At 72.6% G+C, this 15539-nt stretch carries 15 protein-coding genes; 8 read left to right on the top strand and 7 right to left on the bottom strand.

All coding sequences use genetic code 11. The features are described 5' to 3' along the window. Window positions 1-228: 228 nt before the first annotated feature. A complete protein-coding gene (locus tag ACW62_RS34090; RefSeq protein ID WP_205629389.1) occupies window positions 229-1872 on the top strand; it encodes an alpha/beta fold hydrolase in 1644 nt (547 codons plus the stop codon). Between the two features lie 6 nt (window positions 1873-1878). Here ACW62_RS34090 and ACW62_RS16300 read toward each other — a convergent pair whose 3' ends face one another. Next, the gene (locus tag ACW62_RS16300; RefSeq protein ID WP_053205160.1) at window positions 1879-2199 is read right to left on the bottom strand and encodes a hypothetical protein; all 321 of its coding nucleotides are present in this window, start codon (window positions 2197-2199) and stop codon (window positions 1879-1881) included. Between the two features lie 62 nt (window positions 2200-2261). Between ACW62_RS16300 and nucS the strand changes: the two genes are divergently transcribed. Next, window positions 2262-2951: an endonuclease NucS gene (gene nucS, locus ACW62_RS16295; protein WP_053205159.1), complete on the top strand. Its 690-nt coding sequence runs from the start codon at window positions 2262-2264 to the stop codon at window positions 2949-2951. Window positions 2952-2960: 9 nt separating this feature from the next. On the opposite strand, the gene ACW62_RS16290 is transcribed toward nucS, so the two are convergent. Continuing rightward, a complete protein-coding gene (locus ACW62_RS16290; protein ID WP_053205158.1) occupies window positions 2961-4886 on the bottom strand; it encodes a hypothetical protein in 1926 nt (641 codons plus the stop codon). Continuing rightward, complete coding sequence (locus ACW62_RS16285; RefSeq protein ID WP_053205157.1) at window positions 4883-5137, bottom strand: hypothetical protein; 255 nt, start codon at window positions 5135-5137, stop codon at window positions 4883-4885. The genes ACW62_RS16290 and ACW62_RS16285 overlap by 4 nt, the downstream gene beginning before the upstream one ends. Window positions 5138-5222: 85 nt before the next feature. Between ACW62_RS16285 and lpdA the strand changes: the two genes are divergently transcribed. Together lpdA and ACW62_RS16275 are read left to right on the top strand one after the other, a co-directional pair. After that, window positions 5223-6623 carry a dihydrolipoyl dehydrogenase gene (gene lpdA, locus ACW62_RS16280; protein ID WP_053205156.1) on the top strand — a complete coding sequence of 467 codons (1401 nt, stop codon included), beginning with the start codon at window positions 5223-5225 and terminating at the stop codon, window positions 6621-6623. A gap of 98 nt (window positions 6624-6721) precedes the next feature. Then, window positions 6722-7177 (top strand): ester cyclase, encoded by a 456-nt coding sequence (locus tag ACW62_RS16275; protein ID WP_205629388.1) that lies wholly within the window; start codon window positions 6722-6724, stop codon window positions 7175-7177. Window positions 7178-7193: 16 nt separating this feature from the next. Here ACW62_RS16275 and ACW62_RS16270 read toward each other — a convergent pair whose 3' ends face one another. After that, window positions 7194-7727, bottom strand: a complete 534-nt coding sequence (locus ACW62_RS16270) for a hypothetical protein (RefSeq protein WP_157574798.1) — start codon at window positions 7725-7727, stop codon at window positions 7194-7196. 209 nt (window positions 7728-7936) lie between these two features. Here ACW62_RS16270 and ACW62_RS16265 point away from each other — a divergent pair, with 209 nt between their 5' ends. The 4 genes from ACW62_RS16265 to ACW62_RS16250 all read left to right on the top strand — a co-directional run bounded on the left by ACW62_RS16265 (window position 7937) and on the right by ACW62_RS16250 (window position 11928). Continuing rightward, the gene (locus tag ACW62_RS16265) at window positions 7937-9115 is read left to right on the top strand and encodes a polysaccharide pyruvyl transferase family protein (protein ID WP_053205153.1); all 1179 of its coding nucleotides are present in this window, start codon (window positions 7937-7939) and stop codon (window positions 9113-9115) included. A gap of 237 nt (window positions 9116-9352) precedes the next feature. Further along, on the top strand, window positions 9353-10036 hold the full coding sequence (locus tag ACW62_RS16260; protein ID WP_053205152.1) for a response regulator transcription factor: 684 nt from the start codon (window positions 9353-9355) through the stop codon (window positions 10034-10036). Between the two features lie 4 nt (window positions 10037-10040). Beyond that, on the top strand, window positions 10041-11336 hold the full coding sequence (locus ACW62_RS16255; protein ID WP_053205151.1) for a sensor histidine kinase: 1296 nt from the start codon (window positions 10041-10043) through the stop codon (window positions 11334-11336). An 85-nt stretch (window positions 11337-11421) separates the two neighbouring features. Continuing rightward, a complete protein-coding gene (locus ACW62_RS16250; protein ID WP_053205150.1) occupies window positions 11422-11928 on the top strand; it encodes a PepSY domain-containing protein in 507 nt (168 codons plus the stop codon). 75 nt (window positions 11929-12003) lie between these two features. On the opposite strand, the gene ACW62_RS16245 is transcribed toward ACW62_RS16250, so the two are convergent. From ACW62_RS16245 to ACW62_RS16235, 3 genes are read right to left on the bottom strand one after another with little or no spacing between them, the layout of a single operon-like run. Further along, window positions 12004-12444: a nitroreductase family deazaflavin-dependent oxidoreductase gene (locus ACW62_RS16245; RefSeq protein ID WP_053205149.1), complete on the bottom strand. Its 441-nt coding sequence runs from the start codon at window positions 12442-12444 to the stop codon at window positions 12004-12006. Beyond that, the gene (locus tag ACW62_RS16240; protein WP_053205148.1) at window positions 12407-14515 is read right to left on the bottom strand and encodes an iron ABC transporter permease; all 2109 of its coding nucleotides are present in this window, start codon (window positions 14513-14515) and stop codon (window positions 12407-12409) included. The genes ACW62_RS16245 and ACW62_RS16240 overlap by 38 nt, the downstream gene beginning before the upstream one ends. 13 nt (window positions 14516-14528) lie before the next feature. Next, a complete protein-coding gene (locus tag ACW62_RS16235; protein WP_053205147.1) occupies window positions 14529-15533 on the bottom strand; it encodes an ABC transporter substrate-binding protein in 1005 nt (334 codons plus the stop codon). Between the last annotated feature and the right edge of the window lie 6 nt (window positions 15534-15539).

The following is a 15539-nucleotide window of genomic DNA, read 5'->3' as shown; positions in this document are numbered from 1 at the left end:
TGTGCCGCCGTCGCCCGCCCCCCGCCGATCGCGGCCCGCCCGGAGTCGGCCCGGCCCGCTGGAGGTCTGCCGTCTCATTCGACTGCAGACCTCCATCGCGCGATGGAGGTCTGCAGTCTTATCCGACGGCAGACCTCCAGCGCGGCGACCAGGCCATCGCCGCCCCGGCCCGCGGCGACCAGGCCGTCGCCGGGCCCCGGCCGGCGGCGGCGCGGTAGCGTCCTGGCCGTGCCTGCCTACCGCGCCGCCGACGACACGTCCCTGCACTACGACGAGCTGGCCGGGCCGGACGCGGCCGGCCCGCCGATCGTCGTCCTCGCCGGGGGAGCGGCCCGGCACCCGGAGTACCTGGGCGACCTCGCCGGGCTGGCCGAGCGGCACCCGCTGGTGATCCCGCACCTGCGCGGCGTCGGGGCGTCGCCGGCGCCGGACGACCCGGAGGCGGGCTCGTACTGGTGGCAGGCCGACGACGTCGAGGCGCTGCGCCGGCATCTCGGTCACGACCGCCTGCTGGTCGCCGGGCACTCCGCCGGCACCCGGCTGGCCGTCTCGTACGCCGTGCGGTACCCGGAGCGGCTGGCGGCGTTGCTGCTGGTCACGCCGCCGTCCACGCACCTCGTCGACGTGGCGCCGGACGCCGGGGCCATCGCCACCCGCCGCACCGACGACGCTTTCCAAGGGGCGTGGGTCGCACTGCAGGCCGGCCCGTCCGTCCTCGACGACGACGGGTTCGACGACTGGCAGCGGCGGGTCGCGCCGGCCGGCTACGCCCACTGGGGCCCGGCCGAGCGGCGGCACGCGACGCAAGGCCGCTGGGACCTCGCCGCCGGCCGCGCCTACTTCAGCGTCGATCCGCCCGCCGACCTCGCCGCGCGGCTCGGGTCCGTCCCGGCGCCCGTCCTCGTGGTCGCGTGCGCCGACGACGCCCTGACCGGGTTCGCGCCGGTCGCCGCGCTGGCCGAGCGGTTCCCGTCCGGCCGCCTGGCCGTCGTCGAGGACTGCGGCCACTACCCGTGGGTCGAGCGGCCGGCCGAGTTCCGCGCCGCCGTCGACGCCTTCCTGGACGACGTCGTCGAGGTCCCGCTGCTCGGCGGCGACGTCAGCGACGGCGTCGTCCGCGTCGGCGGGACCGTCCGGCGGCACCCGGCGCGCGGCGCGGCCGCCGTCCACGCCTACCTGTTGCACCTGGAGGCGGCCGGGTTCCCGTACGCGCCGCGCTTCCTCGGGTTCGACCAGCGCGGCCGCGAGATCCTCACCTTCCTCGACGGCGAGATGGGCGGGCGGCCGCTGGCGCCGTGGGCCGTCACCGAGGAGGCGCTGCGCGAGATCGCCGTCATCCAGCGCCGCCTGCACGACGACTCGGCCCGCTTCAGGCTGCCCGACGGGGTCGACTGGCCGGCGGGGGTCGAGCTGCCCGGCGTGCCGTCCCTGTTCGACGCACCGGACGTCGTCGGGCACAACGACCTCACCTTCGAGAACACGATCTTCGTCGACGGCCGCCCGGTCGGGATCATCGACTTCGACCTCGCCGGGCCGACCACCCGGCTGCTCGACGTCGTCACGACTCTGCGGTACTGGGCGCCCCTGGCCGATCCCGCCGACCGCGACCCCGCCCTGCGCGACGCCGACGCCGGCCGCCGCCTGCGGATCTTCGCCGACGCCTACGGGCTCGACGCCGGCCGGCGCGCCGCCCTCCTCGACGTCGCCGACCGCCGCTACACCCGCGTCTGGCACGTCATGAAGTACCGCGCCGAGACCGACGGCGGCGGGTGGGCGCGCATGTGGGCCGACGGCGCCGGCGACACCATCAGGCGGGCGCACGCCTGGTTCCGCGCCGAGCGGCCGGTGCTCGCCGCGGCGCTGCTGGGCTGAAGGTCGTCAGCAGAACAGTTCGGCGCCGGTGCGGTGCAGGTAGCCGCAGATCAGGGCGAGGTCCCACTCGAGCTGGGTGATCCGTTCGGCGAAGTTCTCGGCCGGCCACGAGGGCGCGTCGAAGCCGAGCTGCGCCTCGATCTCCTCCAGTCGCGTCGCGTCGTCGACATCACGCCGCGCGTTGACCTGGTCGGAGACTGCCCGCAGCTCGCCGACGGTGGCCTCCAGCCCGTCGATCCGCTCGCCCTGCCGCTGGATGACGACCCCGCCCAGACCGATGACGGCCAGCAGCGCGAGGCCCATCGCGATCAGCGCAATCCGATTCATGAGGGCCCTCCGCACGTCGTTGTGCGTGTGTTCAGCACGCTACGCCGTCTAGAGTTCGGGCGGTGAGGATCGTCATCGCGCGCTGCCAGGTCGACTACGCCGGCCGGTTGACCGCCCACCTCCCGCCCGCCACCCGCGTCATCATGGTGAAGGCCGACGGCAGCGTGCTGGTGCACTCCGACGGCGGCTCGTACAAGCCGCTGAACTGGATGAGCCCGCCCTGCACGCTCACCGTCCGCGACCCCGAGCCGGACGAGGACGGCATCGAGGCGGTGTGGACGGTGCAGAACGGCAAGACCGACGACCGCCTGGTGATCAGCCTGCACGAGGTCCTGCACGACTCCAGCCACGACCTCGGCGTCGACCCCGGCCTGGTCAAGGACGGCGTCGAGGCGCACCTGCAGGTGCTGCTGGCCGAGCAGGTCGAGACGTTCGGGTCCGGCTGGCGGCTGGTGCGCCGGGAGTACCCGACGCCGATCGGCCCGGTCGACCTCCTCTGCCGCGACGAGCAGGGCGTCGCCGTCGCCGTCGAGGTCAAACGGCGCGGCGAGATCGACGGCGTCGAGCAGCTCACCCGCTACCTCGACCTGCTCAACCGCGACCCGCTGCTCGCACCGGTGCGCGGCGTGTTCGCGGCGCAGGAGATCAAACCGCAGGCCCGCACCCTCGCCGTCGACCGCGGCATCACCTGCCTCACCGTCGACTACGACGCCCTCCGCGGCGTCGACGACCCCACGTCGCGGCTGTTCTGACGGCCGCGGTCAGGTCCGGCCGAGGAACGTCTGCGCCCCCTGCCAGCCGCTGTCCCAGGCGTCCGTTCCGGCGTCGGACATGTCGTCCAGGGCGGGGACGCTCTGGACCCAGTCCATGAACTGCCGGCGCAGTTCCGGGTCGCCGTAGATCTGGTCCATCGGCAGCAGTTCTCCGTACGGTCCCTTGATCGACGCCGGCGCGGAGTCCATCACGTGCGCCTCGGGCGTGGAGCCGACACCGTTGCCGATCATCGCGTGCACCGTCATGTACCAGCGCAGCTGCGCCGCGTCGGTGCTCTCGGCGATCACTGCGCCCTCGGTGTTCGTGCTCTTCGCCCACTCGTCGAGCTTCCCGCCGACGCCCTGGTGGAGCAGCCAGAAGCCGACGCCGGGGGGCAACACCACGCCGGCGCCCTCGGTGAAGATCTTCGCGACGGCGCCCTTGCGCGCCTCCTCCCGCGCGTCGAAGTCGGCGGCGTGCTCCCGCTGGCCCTCGAAGTACAGCGTGGCAGCGGCGCCGAACAGGCTCATGACGTCGTTCACCCGGTCGCCGCCGTCGGCCTGGTCGGCGGCGATCGCGTCGGCGAGGGAGCTGTTGTAGAGCGACTCGACCGCGACCTCGAATGGCGCGGAGTACTCGATCTGGTCCTGGAAGCCGCCGAGGAAGCGGTGCACGGCCCTCGGGCTGAGGTAGAAGTCCGGGCTCAGGCCGGTGCCCTGCGGGAAGTCCTCCGGTATCCCGGTCATCGACGAGCCCCGGTCGCCGGACATCTCGCCGCCGTCGATGAACGAGCCGGACACCATCTCGTCCACGTACGCCGCCGCGACGCGGGCGGTCGTGTCCTTGATCACCGGCGGGATCTGCTCGTGGTCGGCCGAGCCGGTGATGAACTCGAACGCCAGCGCCGCCTGCTCCGGCGTGTGCTCGGTGTTCGGCGGGTCGCCCTGCGATCCGGTGGCGGCCTCGATGGCCAGGCCGAAGCTGTCGGCCAGGTCGGCGCGCTGAGCGGGGTCGCCCGCCGCCGCATAGACGCGGTGCGTCATCTCCTTGACCGAGATGTCCTGCTCCGACAGCACCTTCGTGGCCAGCTCGGGATACCGGGCGAGCGTGTCGAACGCCAGCGCGCCGATGTCCTCCGTCAGGCCGACCGCGGTGTCGCCGCTGCCGAGGGTCTTGGTGGAGATGTTGCTGGGATCGGCCCAGTCCTTGTCGGCGAACGCGTCGAGTGCCGTCCCGTTCACGGTCTGCTCGACGAACGCCTGCTGGTCGGAGAAATCGCCGTACTGCAGCAGCGCCAGCCGGCCCCAGGCGACCTGCGGATCGTCCGTCGCCAGCCCGAACTCGCTGAAGTCGCTCATGCCTTCGGGCGGGGTGTCGTCCATCATCGCGGTGCCCAGGCCGATGCTCAGCAGCTCCAGGTAGTGCTGGGCGTTCTCGCCGACGCCGGACTCCGGCATGCCCATCGACGCGGCCAGCCGCGCCGCCATCTCCGGGCCGAGCTCGGCGTAGAACGCGGCCATCGCGTCCGGGTCGTACGCGAGCTGCTCGAACTCCTCCATCAGCTCCGCGTCGACCTCGCCGGACTCCTCGAACTTGGTGGCGAGTTCGCGGCCCTGCTGCTCGGCCAGTCCGGGGTCGAGGTCGGTCACCTCGTTCTCCGCGAGCTGGACCATGGGGGAGTTCGGCTGCTGGTGCTCCAGCGCGCGGGCCAGCCCCAGCCGGCGCTGCGTCTGCTGCAGCGCCGACTCGACCCATTCGTGGACGACGGCCAGGTCGTCGAAGCCGGTCGACGTCACGTCCAGCCGGTTCATGTCCGCCCGGACCGAACGCTCGGTGGTGTAGCCGAGGAAGTCGTCGAGCTCGCGCCGGGTGATCTGGAGCTTGGCGACGAGGTCCTCGAGGCCGGTCACCGAGACGGAGGAGAACGTCGTCATGCCGGCACCTCCTCCGCGGGGGCCGCGGCCACGGCGGCATCGAGGTCGCCGTCGATGGTGTCGGCGGCCTTCTGGAGGATGCCCTTGTGGATGTCCAGGGACGTCCCGAAGCCGTCGGCCCGCGTCCCGGTCCACGCCTCACCTGACGCCATGATCGCCAGCGGTGCGTCGAGTGCCGCCTTGAGGTCGCCGATGATCCGGCCGACCTGGATCTGCAGCCTTTCGAGGTCGGCCCGAGTGGTGTCGTTCACAACATCTCAGTGAATACCGAGGTGGATTCACATCGGCTTCACGACTGTGTCATCGCAGCGCGATGGGGCATCTAGGCTGTCCATCATGAGTGCGCACTTCGATGTCGTCGTCCTGGGCGCCGGCCCCGGCGGGTACACCGCAGCCGTCCGTGCGGCCCAGCTGGGCAAGTCCGTCGCCGTCGTGGAGTCCAAGTACTGGGGCGGCGTCTGCCTCAACGTGGGCTGCATCCCGAGCAAGGCGCTGCTGCGCAACGCGGAGCTGGCCCACATCGTCAAGAACCAGGCCGACACCTTCGGGCTGGTTTTCGAGGGTGAGGTCAAGGCCGACTACTCGAAGGCGTACGAGCGCAGCCGCACCGTCGCCGACGGCCGCGTCAAGGGCGTGCACTACCTGATGAAGAAGAACAAGATCACCGAGTTCGACGGGTGGGGGACGTTCACCGACGCCACCACGCTCGACGTCCGCCTGAACGACGGCGGCAGCGAGACGGTCACGTTCGAGCACTGCATCGTCGCCGCCGGCGCCACGACCCGCCTCCTGCCCGGGACGTCGCTGAGCGAGCGGGTCGTCACGTACGAGGAGCAGATCCTCGAGAGCGAGCTGCCCCGCCGCGTCGTCATCGCGGGCGCCGGCGCCATCGGCGTCGAGTTCGGCTACGTCATGGCCAACTACGGCGTCGAGGTCACCATCATCGAGTTCCTCGACCGCATGCTGCCGCTCGAGGACCCCGAGGTCTCCAAGGAACTGGCCCGCCAGTACAAGAAGCTCGGCGTCGACGTCCGCACCTCCACCCGGGTCGAGTCGATCGACGACTCCGGCGACGTCGTGCGCGTCACGGTGTCGTCCGGCGACAAGCAGGAGGTCATCGAGGCCGACAAGGTCCTGCAGGCCATCGGCTTCGCCCCGCGGGTCGACGGCTACGGCCTCGACAAGATCGGCGTCCGGCTCACCGAGCGCGGCGCCATCGAGGTCGACGAGTACCTGCGCACGAACGTCCCCAGCATCTACGCCATCGGCGACGTCACCGGCAAGCTGCTGCTCGCGCACGCCGCCGAGGCCATGGCCATCATCGCGGCCGAGACCATCGCCGGCGCCGACACCATGCCCGTCGACTACGCCATGATCCCGCGGGCCACCTACTGCCAGCCGCAGGTCGCCAGCTTCGGCTACACCGAGGAGCAGGCCAGGAAGCTCGGCCACGAGATCAAGGTCTCGAAGTTCCCGTTCATGGCCAACGGCAAGGCGCACGGCCTCGGCGACCCCGTCGGCTTCGTCAAGATCATCGCCGACGCCGAGCACAACGAGCTGCTCGGCGCCCACCTGATCGGCCCGGACGTCACGGAGCTGCTGCCCGAGCTCACCCTGGCCCAGCTCTGGGACCTCACCGCCGACGAGGTCGGCCGCAACATCCACGCCCACCCGACGCTGTCCGAGGCGGTCAAGGAAGCGATCCACGGCATCTCGGGTCATCCGATCAACATCTAGGCACGACTCGGCGCCGGCGTGGCCGGCGCCCGGCTGTCCCCTGAGCCGGTACTGGTTCGTCTCCTGAGTGAGCGCCAGGACTTCTCGAGGAGATGCACATGACCACCGAAGACGCGAACAAGGCCAGCTACCTGCGGTTGCTCGCCGCCAGCAACACGCGCGACGCCGACGTGATCGCGTCGACGATCGACGAGGTGTTCGACCCGGACGTGACCAGCGGGACGCCGCTGCCCGCGGCCGACGTGACCGGGGCGGAGGCGATCAAGGAGGTGTACCGGCGGCTGCACGACGCCTACCCCGACCTGCAGATCTCGGCCGAGGACGTGCTCGCCGAGGGCGACCGCGTCGTCAGCCGGCAGCGGGTCACGGGCACCCACCGCGGTGAGTACATGGGTATCCCGGCGACTGGTCGATCGATCAGCTGGAACGAGATCTTCATCTTCCGCTTCGCCGACGGCCGGATCGTCGAGGGCTGGGGTGTCGTCGACGTCGCCGCACAGCTGCGGCAACTGGGCCTGCTCCCGGGGCGGTCGTCCCTGAACGCTCGGTGCTGACGCCGACCGCGGGCGGTCAGTCCGCGGTCTTCTGCTCGATCTCGTCCGTGACGACGCCGCCGACGCAGCGCAGGCGGACCTCGACCTCGGTGGCATCGCTCTCGAACGTGATCTTCGGGTGGTCGTCGGCCTCGTCGTCGTCGAAGTCCGCCTCGTAGCCCTGGGCGGGGACGACACCGAGGACCTGGATGGTGCCGTCGGCGTTGCACTGCGCGGTCACCGTGCCGGTGCTGAGCGCGTCGACGACCCGCCGGGCGGGCTGCGGCGGGGGAGTCGTGGTGGTGGACGGCGTCGCCGTCGGGTCGGCGGACGGCGTGCCGGGGTCGACCGTCTCGGCCGACGGGTCGCTGGTCGGGCCGGTCGTCGGGCCGGTGGCGGGTGCGGCGAGACGCTGCTCGACCTCCGCCTGGGTGAGCGGTTCCTGGCTGGAGCCGAAGATGTCGCTGCCGATCATGCCGACCGCCGCCATGCCGACGGCCGTCGCGCCGGCCGCGGCGGCGAGCCACAGCAGCACGCCGGTGCCCACGCGCACGACCCTCGGACTCGTCATGGCCCCACTATGCCCGGCGCCCGGGTTAAGGGACGGCTAAGGCGAGGTCAACGCGGGCATGCTGGCGACCCCGCCGCAGCCATGATTCAATTCATGAAACCTGCGTTTCATTCGCTGGGCCGGGCGGCTGAACAAGCCAACTCCCCGCCCGGCACCGCGCTTGCTAGGTTCGCACGACCATCGGTTCGGCGGAATCGAAGAGGAGCGCCATGAAGGTCGGGATCATCACCCTTCCGCTGAACGTCAACTACGGCGGAATGGTTCAGGCGTTCGCGCTGAAGCGGGTGCTGGAACGGCAGGGCCACGAGGTCTGGTTCATCGACCGGGACGGCTGGCCGAGATTTCCGCCCGCACGCAAGCCGCTCGGCTACGTCGACGGCATGCGCACGTCGTACCGGCTGAAGGGGACGTTCTCCGCGCGTGGCATGACGGCGCGCGACGACCTCGTGCGCCGGACGCGCGAGAACACGCAGCGATTCGTCGACCGGTTCGTCGGACAGACGGTGGCGATGTCCGAGCTGCGTGCGTCGGACGGGTTCGACGCGCTGCTGGTCGGGAGCGACCAGATCTGGCGGCCCGCCTACGAGATCGTGGCGGCGCACTCGTTCGACAGTGTCTTCTTCTCGTTCGCGGAGCACTGGGACGTGAAGCGGTTGTCCTACGCCCCGTCCTTCGGCGTCGACGAGTGGGAGTTCTCCGACAGCCAGACCCGGCGCTGTGCCGAGTTGCTCCAGCGCTTCGACGGCGTGTCGGTGCGCGAGCAGAGCGGGGTCGCCCTGTGCCGCGATCACCTGGGGGTGGGCGCCGAGCAGGTGCTCGACCCGACGATGCTGCTCGACCCGCCGGATTACGCGGACGTCATGGGCGACGACGCGGTGCCGGGTGAGGGGCGGGTCTTCACCTATGTCCTCGACCCCGACGACGACAAGAACCGGGTGGTCGGGAAGGCAGCGGCGCTCACCGGTACGGAGGTCGCCGGCATCGAGATCGGCAAGGTCGCCGAGCGGCTGAACTACGCCGTCCCCATCGGCATCGAGACGGACGGGCCGAACCGGACGACCCTCGATTCGATCGTGGTTCCTCCGGTCGAGTCGTGGTTGCGCGGATTCCGCGACGCGAGCTTCGTCGTGACCGACTCCTTCCACGGCAGCGTCTTCGCCATCCTCTTCCGCAAGCCGTTCGTCGTGTACGCGAACGGCAACCGCGGGCTGACGAGGTTCAAGTCGCTGCTGGGCCTGTTCGGGCTGGAGGACCGGCTGATCACGTCGTCCAGCGAGCTGAGCGACGAGAGGCTCGCCGACGGTATCGACTGGACCAAGGTCGACGAGGTGCTCGGCCGCGAGCGCGACCGGTCCCGCCGCTTCCTGGAGCGCGCCCTCGGCGGTTAAGGGACGCCTAAGGCGACCTCAACGGACGGGCAATCGGGCCGGAGTGACGGGGCCGGTGCCCCAGGGGGTGGCTGACGGATCTTCGGCGGCGCGGATCGACGCCCAGACGCCGACCAGCTGCGTTGTCGTCGTCGCTCGATGGCTCCGCATCGAACTCCTCCTCCGCCTTGCTGGACCGACGACTGGACGCCGCCCGCATCCACCAATATCCGTCAGCCACCCCCTAGGGTCGTCGGCATGGCCCAGGTGCTCGTCGTCGAGGACGATGCGACGATCAGGTCCGCGCTGATCCGCGGGCTGACCGAGCGCGGCCACGCCGTGCGGTCGGCGCCGACGGCGATGACGGGGCTGGAGCAGGCGGTCGGCGACCGGCCGGACGTCGTCGTGCTGGATCTGGGGCTGCCGGATCTCGACGGGACGGCGATGCTGCGGATGCTCCGCGGCGTCAGCGACGTCCCCGTCATCGTGGCGACGGCGCGCGACGACGAGAGTGAGGTGGTCGCCGTCCTCGACGCGGGGGCGGACGACTACGTGACGAAGCCGTTCGGCGTCGCGCAGCTGGACGCGCGCATCCGGGCGGTGCTGCGGCGCGGCGCCGAGGAGCAGCGCGACCAGGCGGTCACCGTCGGCGGGCTGCGCATCGACCCGCGCTCGCGGCAGGCCACCCTCGACGACGACGCGCTCGACCTGACGCCGCGCGAGTTCGACCTGCTGCACTACCTGGCCGCCCGCCCCGGCGAGGTGGTCAGCAAACGCGAGCTGCTGACGGAGGTCTGGCAGCTCCCCTACGGCGGCGCCGACAAGACCGTCGACGTGCACCTGTCCTGGCTGCGCCGCAAGCTCGGCGAGACCGCGCAGGACCCCCGCTACCTGCACGCCGTCCGCGGCGTCGGGGTGCGGCTGGCCGCGCCCGAAAGGTGAATGCGTGCGCCGCCGGCTCCTCGTCCTCGTCGCCGCCACCACGACGCTGGTCCTGGTGGCGTTCCTGGTGCCGCTCGCGCTCCTGATCCGCAACGTCGCCGCCGACCGCGCCGTCCAGGCGGCCACCGTCGAGGCGCAGGCGCTGACCTCGGTGGTCGCGACCACCCAGGGCGACCCGCTGGCGCTCACCGTCGACCAGGTCGACGCGACGTCCCGGTTCGACGTGACGGTGTTCCTGCCGGACGGCGAGCGGCTCGGCGCCGAGGCGGACCGGTCGCCGCTGGTCGAGCTGGCCGAACGCAGCACCAGCGCCTCCGCCGAGGCCGACGGCGGCCGCGAGATCGTGTTCGCCGTCGACGGGCCGGACGGCAGCGCCGGCGTCATCCGCACCTTCGTCCCGGACGCCGAGCTGCGCCAGGGCGTCGCCCGCGCGTGGCTGGCGCTGGCCGCGCTGGGCATCGCGTTGCTGCTGGTCGGGCTGGTGGTCGCGGACCGCCTCGGCCGGCGGCTGGTGCGCGGCGCGACCGATCTCGCGGCGGTCTCGCATCGGCTCGGGCGCGGTGAGCTGGACGCGCGCGCCGACCCGTCCGCGCCGGGCGAGCTGGGCGTCGTCGCGACGGCGCTGAACGGGCTGGCCGGTCGCATCACCGACCTGCTGCGCGAGGAGCGCGAGACCATCGCCGACCTCTCGCACCGCGTCCGGACGCCGCTGACGACCTTGCGGATGGACGCCGAGGCGCTGCCGGCCGGCGAGCAGTCCGAGCGCATCGTCGCCGACGTCGACGCGGTCGATCGGGCGGTCACCGACGTCATCCAGCAGTCCCGGCGGCGCGGCGCGGCGCCGTCGGCGGTGACGGTGGACGCGGCGGACGTGGTGCGCGAGCGGGCCGCGTTCTGGGCGGTGCTCGCCGAGGACACCGACCGCGAGCTGACGGTCGACGTCGCGCCCGGGCCGCTGCCGGTCGCGCTGGCCCGCGGCGACCTCGAAGCGTGCGTCGATGCGCTGCTCGGCAACGTCTTCGCGCACACCCCCAACGGGACGGCGTTCACGGTGCGGCTGGAGCCGCGCGACGGCGGCGGCGCCCGGCTGGTCGTCGCCGACGAAGGGCCCGGGCTGCCGTCCGGCCAGGCCACCGGCGCGCTGCGGCGCGGCGTCAGCGGGTCCGGGTCGAGCGGCCTGGGCCTGGACATCGTCCGCCGGACGGCCGAGCAGTCCGGCGGCGGCGTCCGGCTGGACGGCCCCGCGGGCGGCGGCCTCACCGTCGTCGTCGAGCTCGGGACCGGGCCGGACACCCCTTAGCCGGGCGTTAACCCTCGCCCAGCGCGGCGCTAGGGCGGCCGGCGGCAACGTGGAGGCTACGCACTCGAACTGGAGGAACGCCACCATGAACCGCAACCGACTGATCTCCGCCGCCGCTGCCGCGGCCGCCCTGCTCCTCACCGGCGGCGTCGCGTACGCCGTCACGGCCTCCGACGACGGCGACGCACCCCGCTCGTCGGTCGTCGACGACAACCCGTCGCTCAGCGACCTCACGCCGGACGACTCGAACACGTCCGCGCCGGCCCCGGACGACTCGGCCACCAGCGCTCCCGCGCCGCCCAGCGGCGACGAGATGGGCAGCGGCGAGGCCGAGCAGATCGCGCTGGCGCACGTCGGTGGCGGCACGGTCACCGAGCTCGAGCGCGAGTGGGAGCACGGCCGGCTGGAGTGGAAGGTCGAGATCCACCTCGACGGCGTCGAGCACGACGTCCGTGTGGACGCGGCGTCCGGCGACATCACCCGCGTCGACGTCGACGACGACCGGGATGACGACGACCGCGACGACCACGACGACCGTGACGACCACGATGACGACGACCACGACGACGACAGGGGCGGCGACCGCGACTGACCCCGTCCCCCCGGCAGCGCCGGCGAGCCCCCCACTCGCCGGCGCTGTGGCGCGCCCACACCACGGGGAAGGGCGTCAGTCGGTGAGACGGGTGAGGACGAAGACCGGGATCACCCGGGTGGTCTTGGTCTGGTAGGTCGCGTAGTCGGGCCAGACGGCGACGGCCCGCTCCCACCAGAGGTCGCGCTCGTCGCCGTGGACCTCGCGGGCGAGGTAGTCGTGCTTCGCGTCGCCGTCCTGCAGCTCGACGTGCGAGTTGGCGGTGAGGTTGTGGTACCAGACGGGGTGCTGGGGCGCTCCGCCGAGCGAGGCCACGACGGCGTACTCACCCTCGTGCTCGACCCGCATGAGGGCGGTCTTGCGCAGCTTGCCGGTCTTGGCGCCGACGGACGTGAGGATGATGACGGGCTTGCCGCGCAGCGTGGTGGCGGTGGTGCCGCCGGACTGCTCGTACTGTTCCGCCTGCTTGCGGGCCCAGTCAGACGTGCTCGGTTCGTACTCTCCGGTGAGGGGCATGTCCACGCCAACCCGGTCGCCGTGGCGCGGTATTCCCCCTGGTCCGGGAGCGGTACAGCAGCCAGACGAAGTACGGGGCGCCGACGATCGCGGTGACCAGTCCGGCCGGCAGCTGGGCCGGCGCGATAACCGTCCGGCCCAGCGCGTCGGCCAGGCAGACCAGCGACGCTCCGAGCAGGGCGGCCACCGGCAGCATCCGCCCGTGCCGCCGGCCGACGAGGGCCCGGGCGGCGTGCGGCGCGACCAGCCCGACGAACCCGATGACGCCGACCCCGGCGACGGCGGCGCCGGTCAGCACGACGGCGCCGGCCAGCAGCGCGAGCCGGGCCTTCGGGACGTGCACGCCCAGGATCCGCGGCGTGTGGTCGTCGACGGAGAGCAGGTCCATCGTGTGCCGCATGCCGTAGAGCAGCGGGACGGCCAGCACGACGGCCAGCGCCATCGGCACCAGGTGCTCGAACGAGCGCCCGTACGTCGATCCGGCCAGCCAGGTCAGCGCCTTGGTCTCGTTGAACGGGTCGGTCATCGTGATCATCACGACGATCAGCGACTGCGCGGCCGCCGACACCGCGACGCCGATCAGCACCAGCCGGTCGCTGGCGAAGCCGCCCCGCGCGGCCAGCGCGAACACCAGCGTCGCGGCCAGTCCGGCGCCGAGACCGGCCGCGCCGGCCAGCGCCCAGAAGCTCGCGATCGGCACCAGCGTGATCATCGTGACGGCGCCGACGCCGGCGCCGCCGGCCACGCCGATGATGCCCGGCTCGGCCAGCGGGTTGCGCGCGACCGCCTGGATGATCGCGCCGGCCAGCGCCAGCGCGGCACCGGCCAGCAGCCCGGCGGCGACGCGGGGGAGCCGGGTGTCCATGACGGTGCTGACGATCGGCCCGGCCTGCCCGGACAGCCAGTTGACGACGTCGCCGAGCAGCAGCACGGAGTCGCCGAGCAGGGTGGCGCCGGCGGCGACCGCCACCGTCACCATCGCCACGGTGGTCAGCACGGCGCCGAACCGCAGCCGCGTCACGCCGCCGCGCACCCCCGCGGCCGGCGGCTCGCCGACGGTGTCGGACACGCGGATCCGCCGCGCCAGCGTGATGAGGAAGATCGCGCCGAGGATCGTGGTGATGACGCCGGTGGGCACCTCGAGCGCGCCCTGCGACCCGATCGCCGCCCGCAGCCCGACGTCCGCCGCGAGCAGCATGAGCACGCCGGTCGCGGCCGACACCGGCAGCAGGACGGCGTGCCGGTGCAGACCCGGCACCACGGGGGTGGCCAGCCGGACGACGGCGGGCGCGGCCAGGCCGACGAACCCGACCGGGCCGGCCAGCGTGACGGCGCAGGCGGCGAGCAGGACGGCCAGGACGATCGAGCCCGCGCGCACGCGGCGCACGTTGACGCCCAGCATGCGGGCGTGGTCGTCGCCGATGAAGACGAGGTCCAGCTTGCGGCCGAGCAGCAGCAGCGCGGCCAGGACGACGGCGACCACCGGGGCGATGGTGCGGATGCCGTCGAGCCCGTTCTGCCCGAGCGAGCCCTCGCCCCACGCGAACAGGCCGCGCGTCTCCTCGGAGAACAGGATGATGAACGCGCTGGTCAGCGACTGGAGCGCCAGCGCGATGGCGGTGCCGGCCAGCACCAGCCGCACCGCGCCGGTGCCGCCGAGCCCGGACAGCGCCAGCACCAGCGCCGCCGCGGCGAGCCCGCCGGCGAACGCCAGCCCGGCCGCGCCGAGCAGCGGCAGCGTGAACCCGGCCGTCGCGGCCACGACCAGCGTCAGGTGCGCGCCGGCGTTGACGGCCAGCGTGTCCGGCGAGGCCATGACGTTGCGCGACACCGACTGCATGACGGCGCCGGCCGCGCCGAGCGCGACGCCGACGACGACCGCGGCGAGCAGCCGCGGCAGCCGGGAGGCCAGCACGACCGCGCCGGCCTCGTCATCGCCCTGACCGGCCGCCCAGCGCAGCACGTCACCGGCGCCGACCTGCGCGGTGCCCTGCATGAGATGGACCACCGCCAGGCCCGCGATGAGCACCGCGAGCCCGGCGGCGACCAGCCCCAGGCGGCCGGACCTCACGAGGCGGACCGCCCTAGCCGAGCGCGTCGACGGCGGCGTCGACGAACTGCATCATCGACGTCGGGCCGCCGAACATCCACAGCGAGTCGGGGAACCGGACCACGTTGCCGGCCTGCACGAACGGCAGCGAGTCCCAGATGGCGTTGCCGGCCAGGACGTCGGCGTACGGGTCGCCGCCGTCGCTGGAGTTGGCCATGTACCAGAAGCGGGTGTCCTCGGGCAGCGCCGTCAGGCCCTCGACGTCGGACTGCGCCAGCCCGTAGGCGGGGTCGCCCTCCAGCCCCCACGGGTTCTCCAGACCGATCTCCTCGAACACGTCGGAGACCAGCGAGCCCTGCGCGAACGGCCGGACGTTGACGGTGCCGGCGTCGGCCCAGCCGTCGGCGAACGCGACCGGGTCGCCGGTGGCGCCGGCCTCGTCGACCGCCGCCTTGCCCTCCTCGACCTTCGCGTCGAACTCGTCGCGCAGCTCCTGGGCGCGGTCCTGGGTGCCGGTGAGCTCGGCGATCAGGTCGAGGTTCGCGAACATCTGGTTGATGTTGTCCTGCGAGTCACCGCCGGGGATGACGACGACCGGCGTGGTCGCCTCGATCTGCTCGACGGCGCCCTCGATCAGGCTGTCGGTGACCACGACGAGGTCGACGTCGAGGGTGGCGAGGGTGTCCATGCTCGGCTCGCCGCGGGTGCCGATGTCGGTGACGGTGTCGTCGAGCGGCGCGCTGCTGACCCACGTGTTGTAGCCCTTGATGTCGGACACGCCGACCGGCATGACGCCGAGCGAGACGAGGTTCTCGATCGAGTTCCACTCGGTGCCGGCGACCCGCACGGCGGGCTGGTCCAGCGTGACCTCCACGCCGCGGGCGTCGGTGACGGTGATCGGCCCGCCGTCGCCGGTGGTCTCCTCGCTGGTGGACCCGGCCTCCGTGGGGTCGTCGGACGAGTCCTCCGTCGTGCCGCAGGCGGTGGCGAGCAGCACGAACGCGACGGACAGGCCCGCGAGGGCGCGCACTCTTCTCATCAGGGA

This window comes from Jiangella muralis (assembly GCF_001270745.1).
Taxonomy (GTDB): domain Bacteria; phylum Actinomycetota; class Actinomycetes; order Jiangellales; family Jiangellaceae; genus Jiangella; species Jiangella muralis.
The sequence above is the reverse complement of the archived record's forward strand: the minus strand, read 5'-3'. Positions and strand labels throughout refer to the sequence as shown.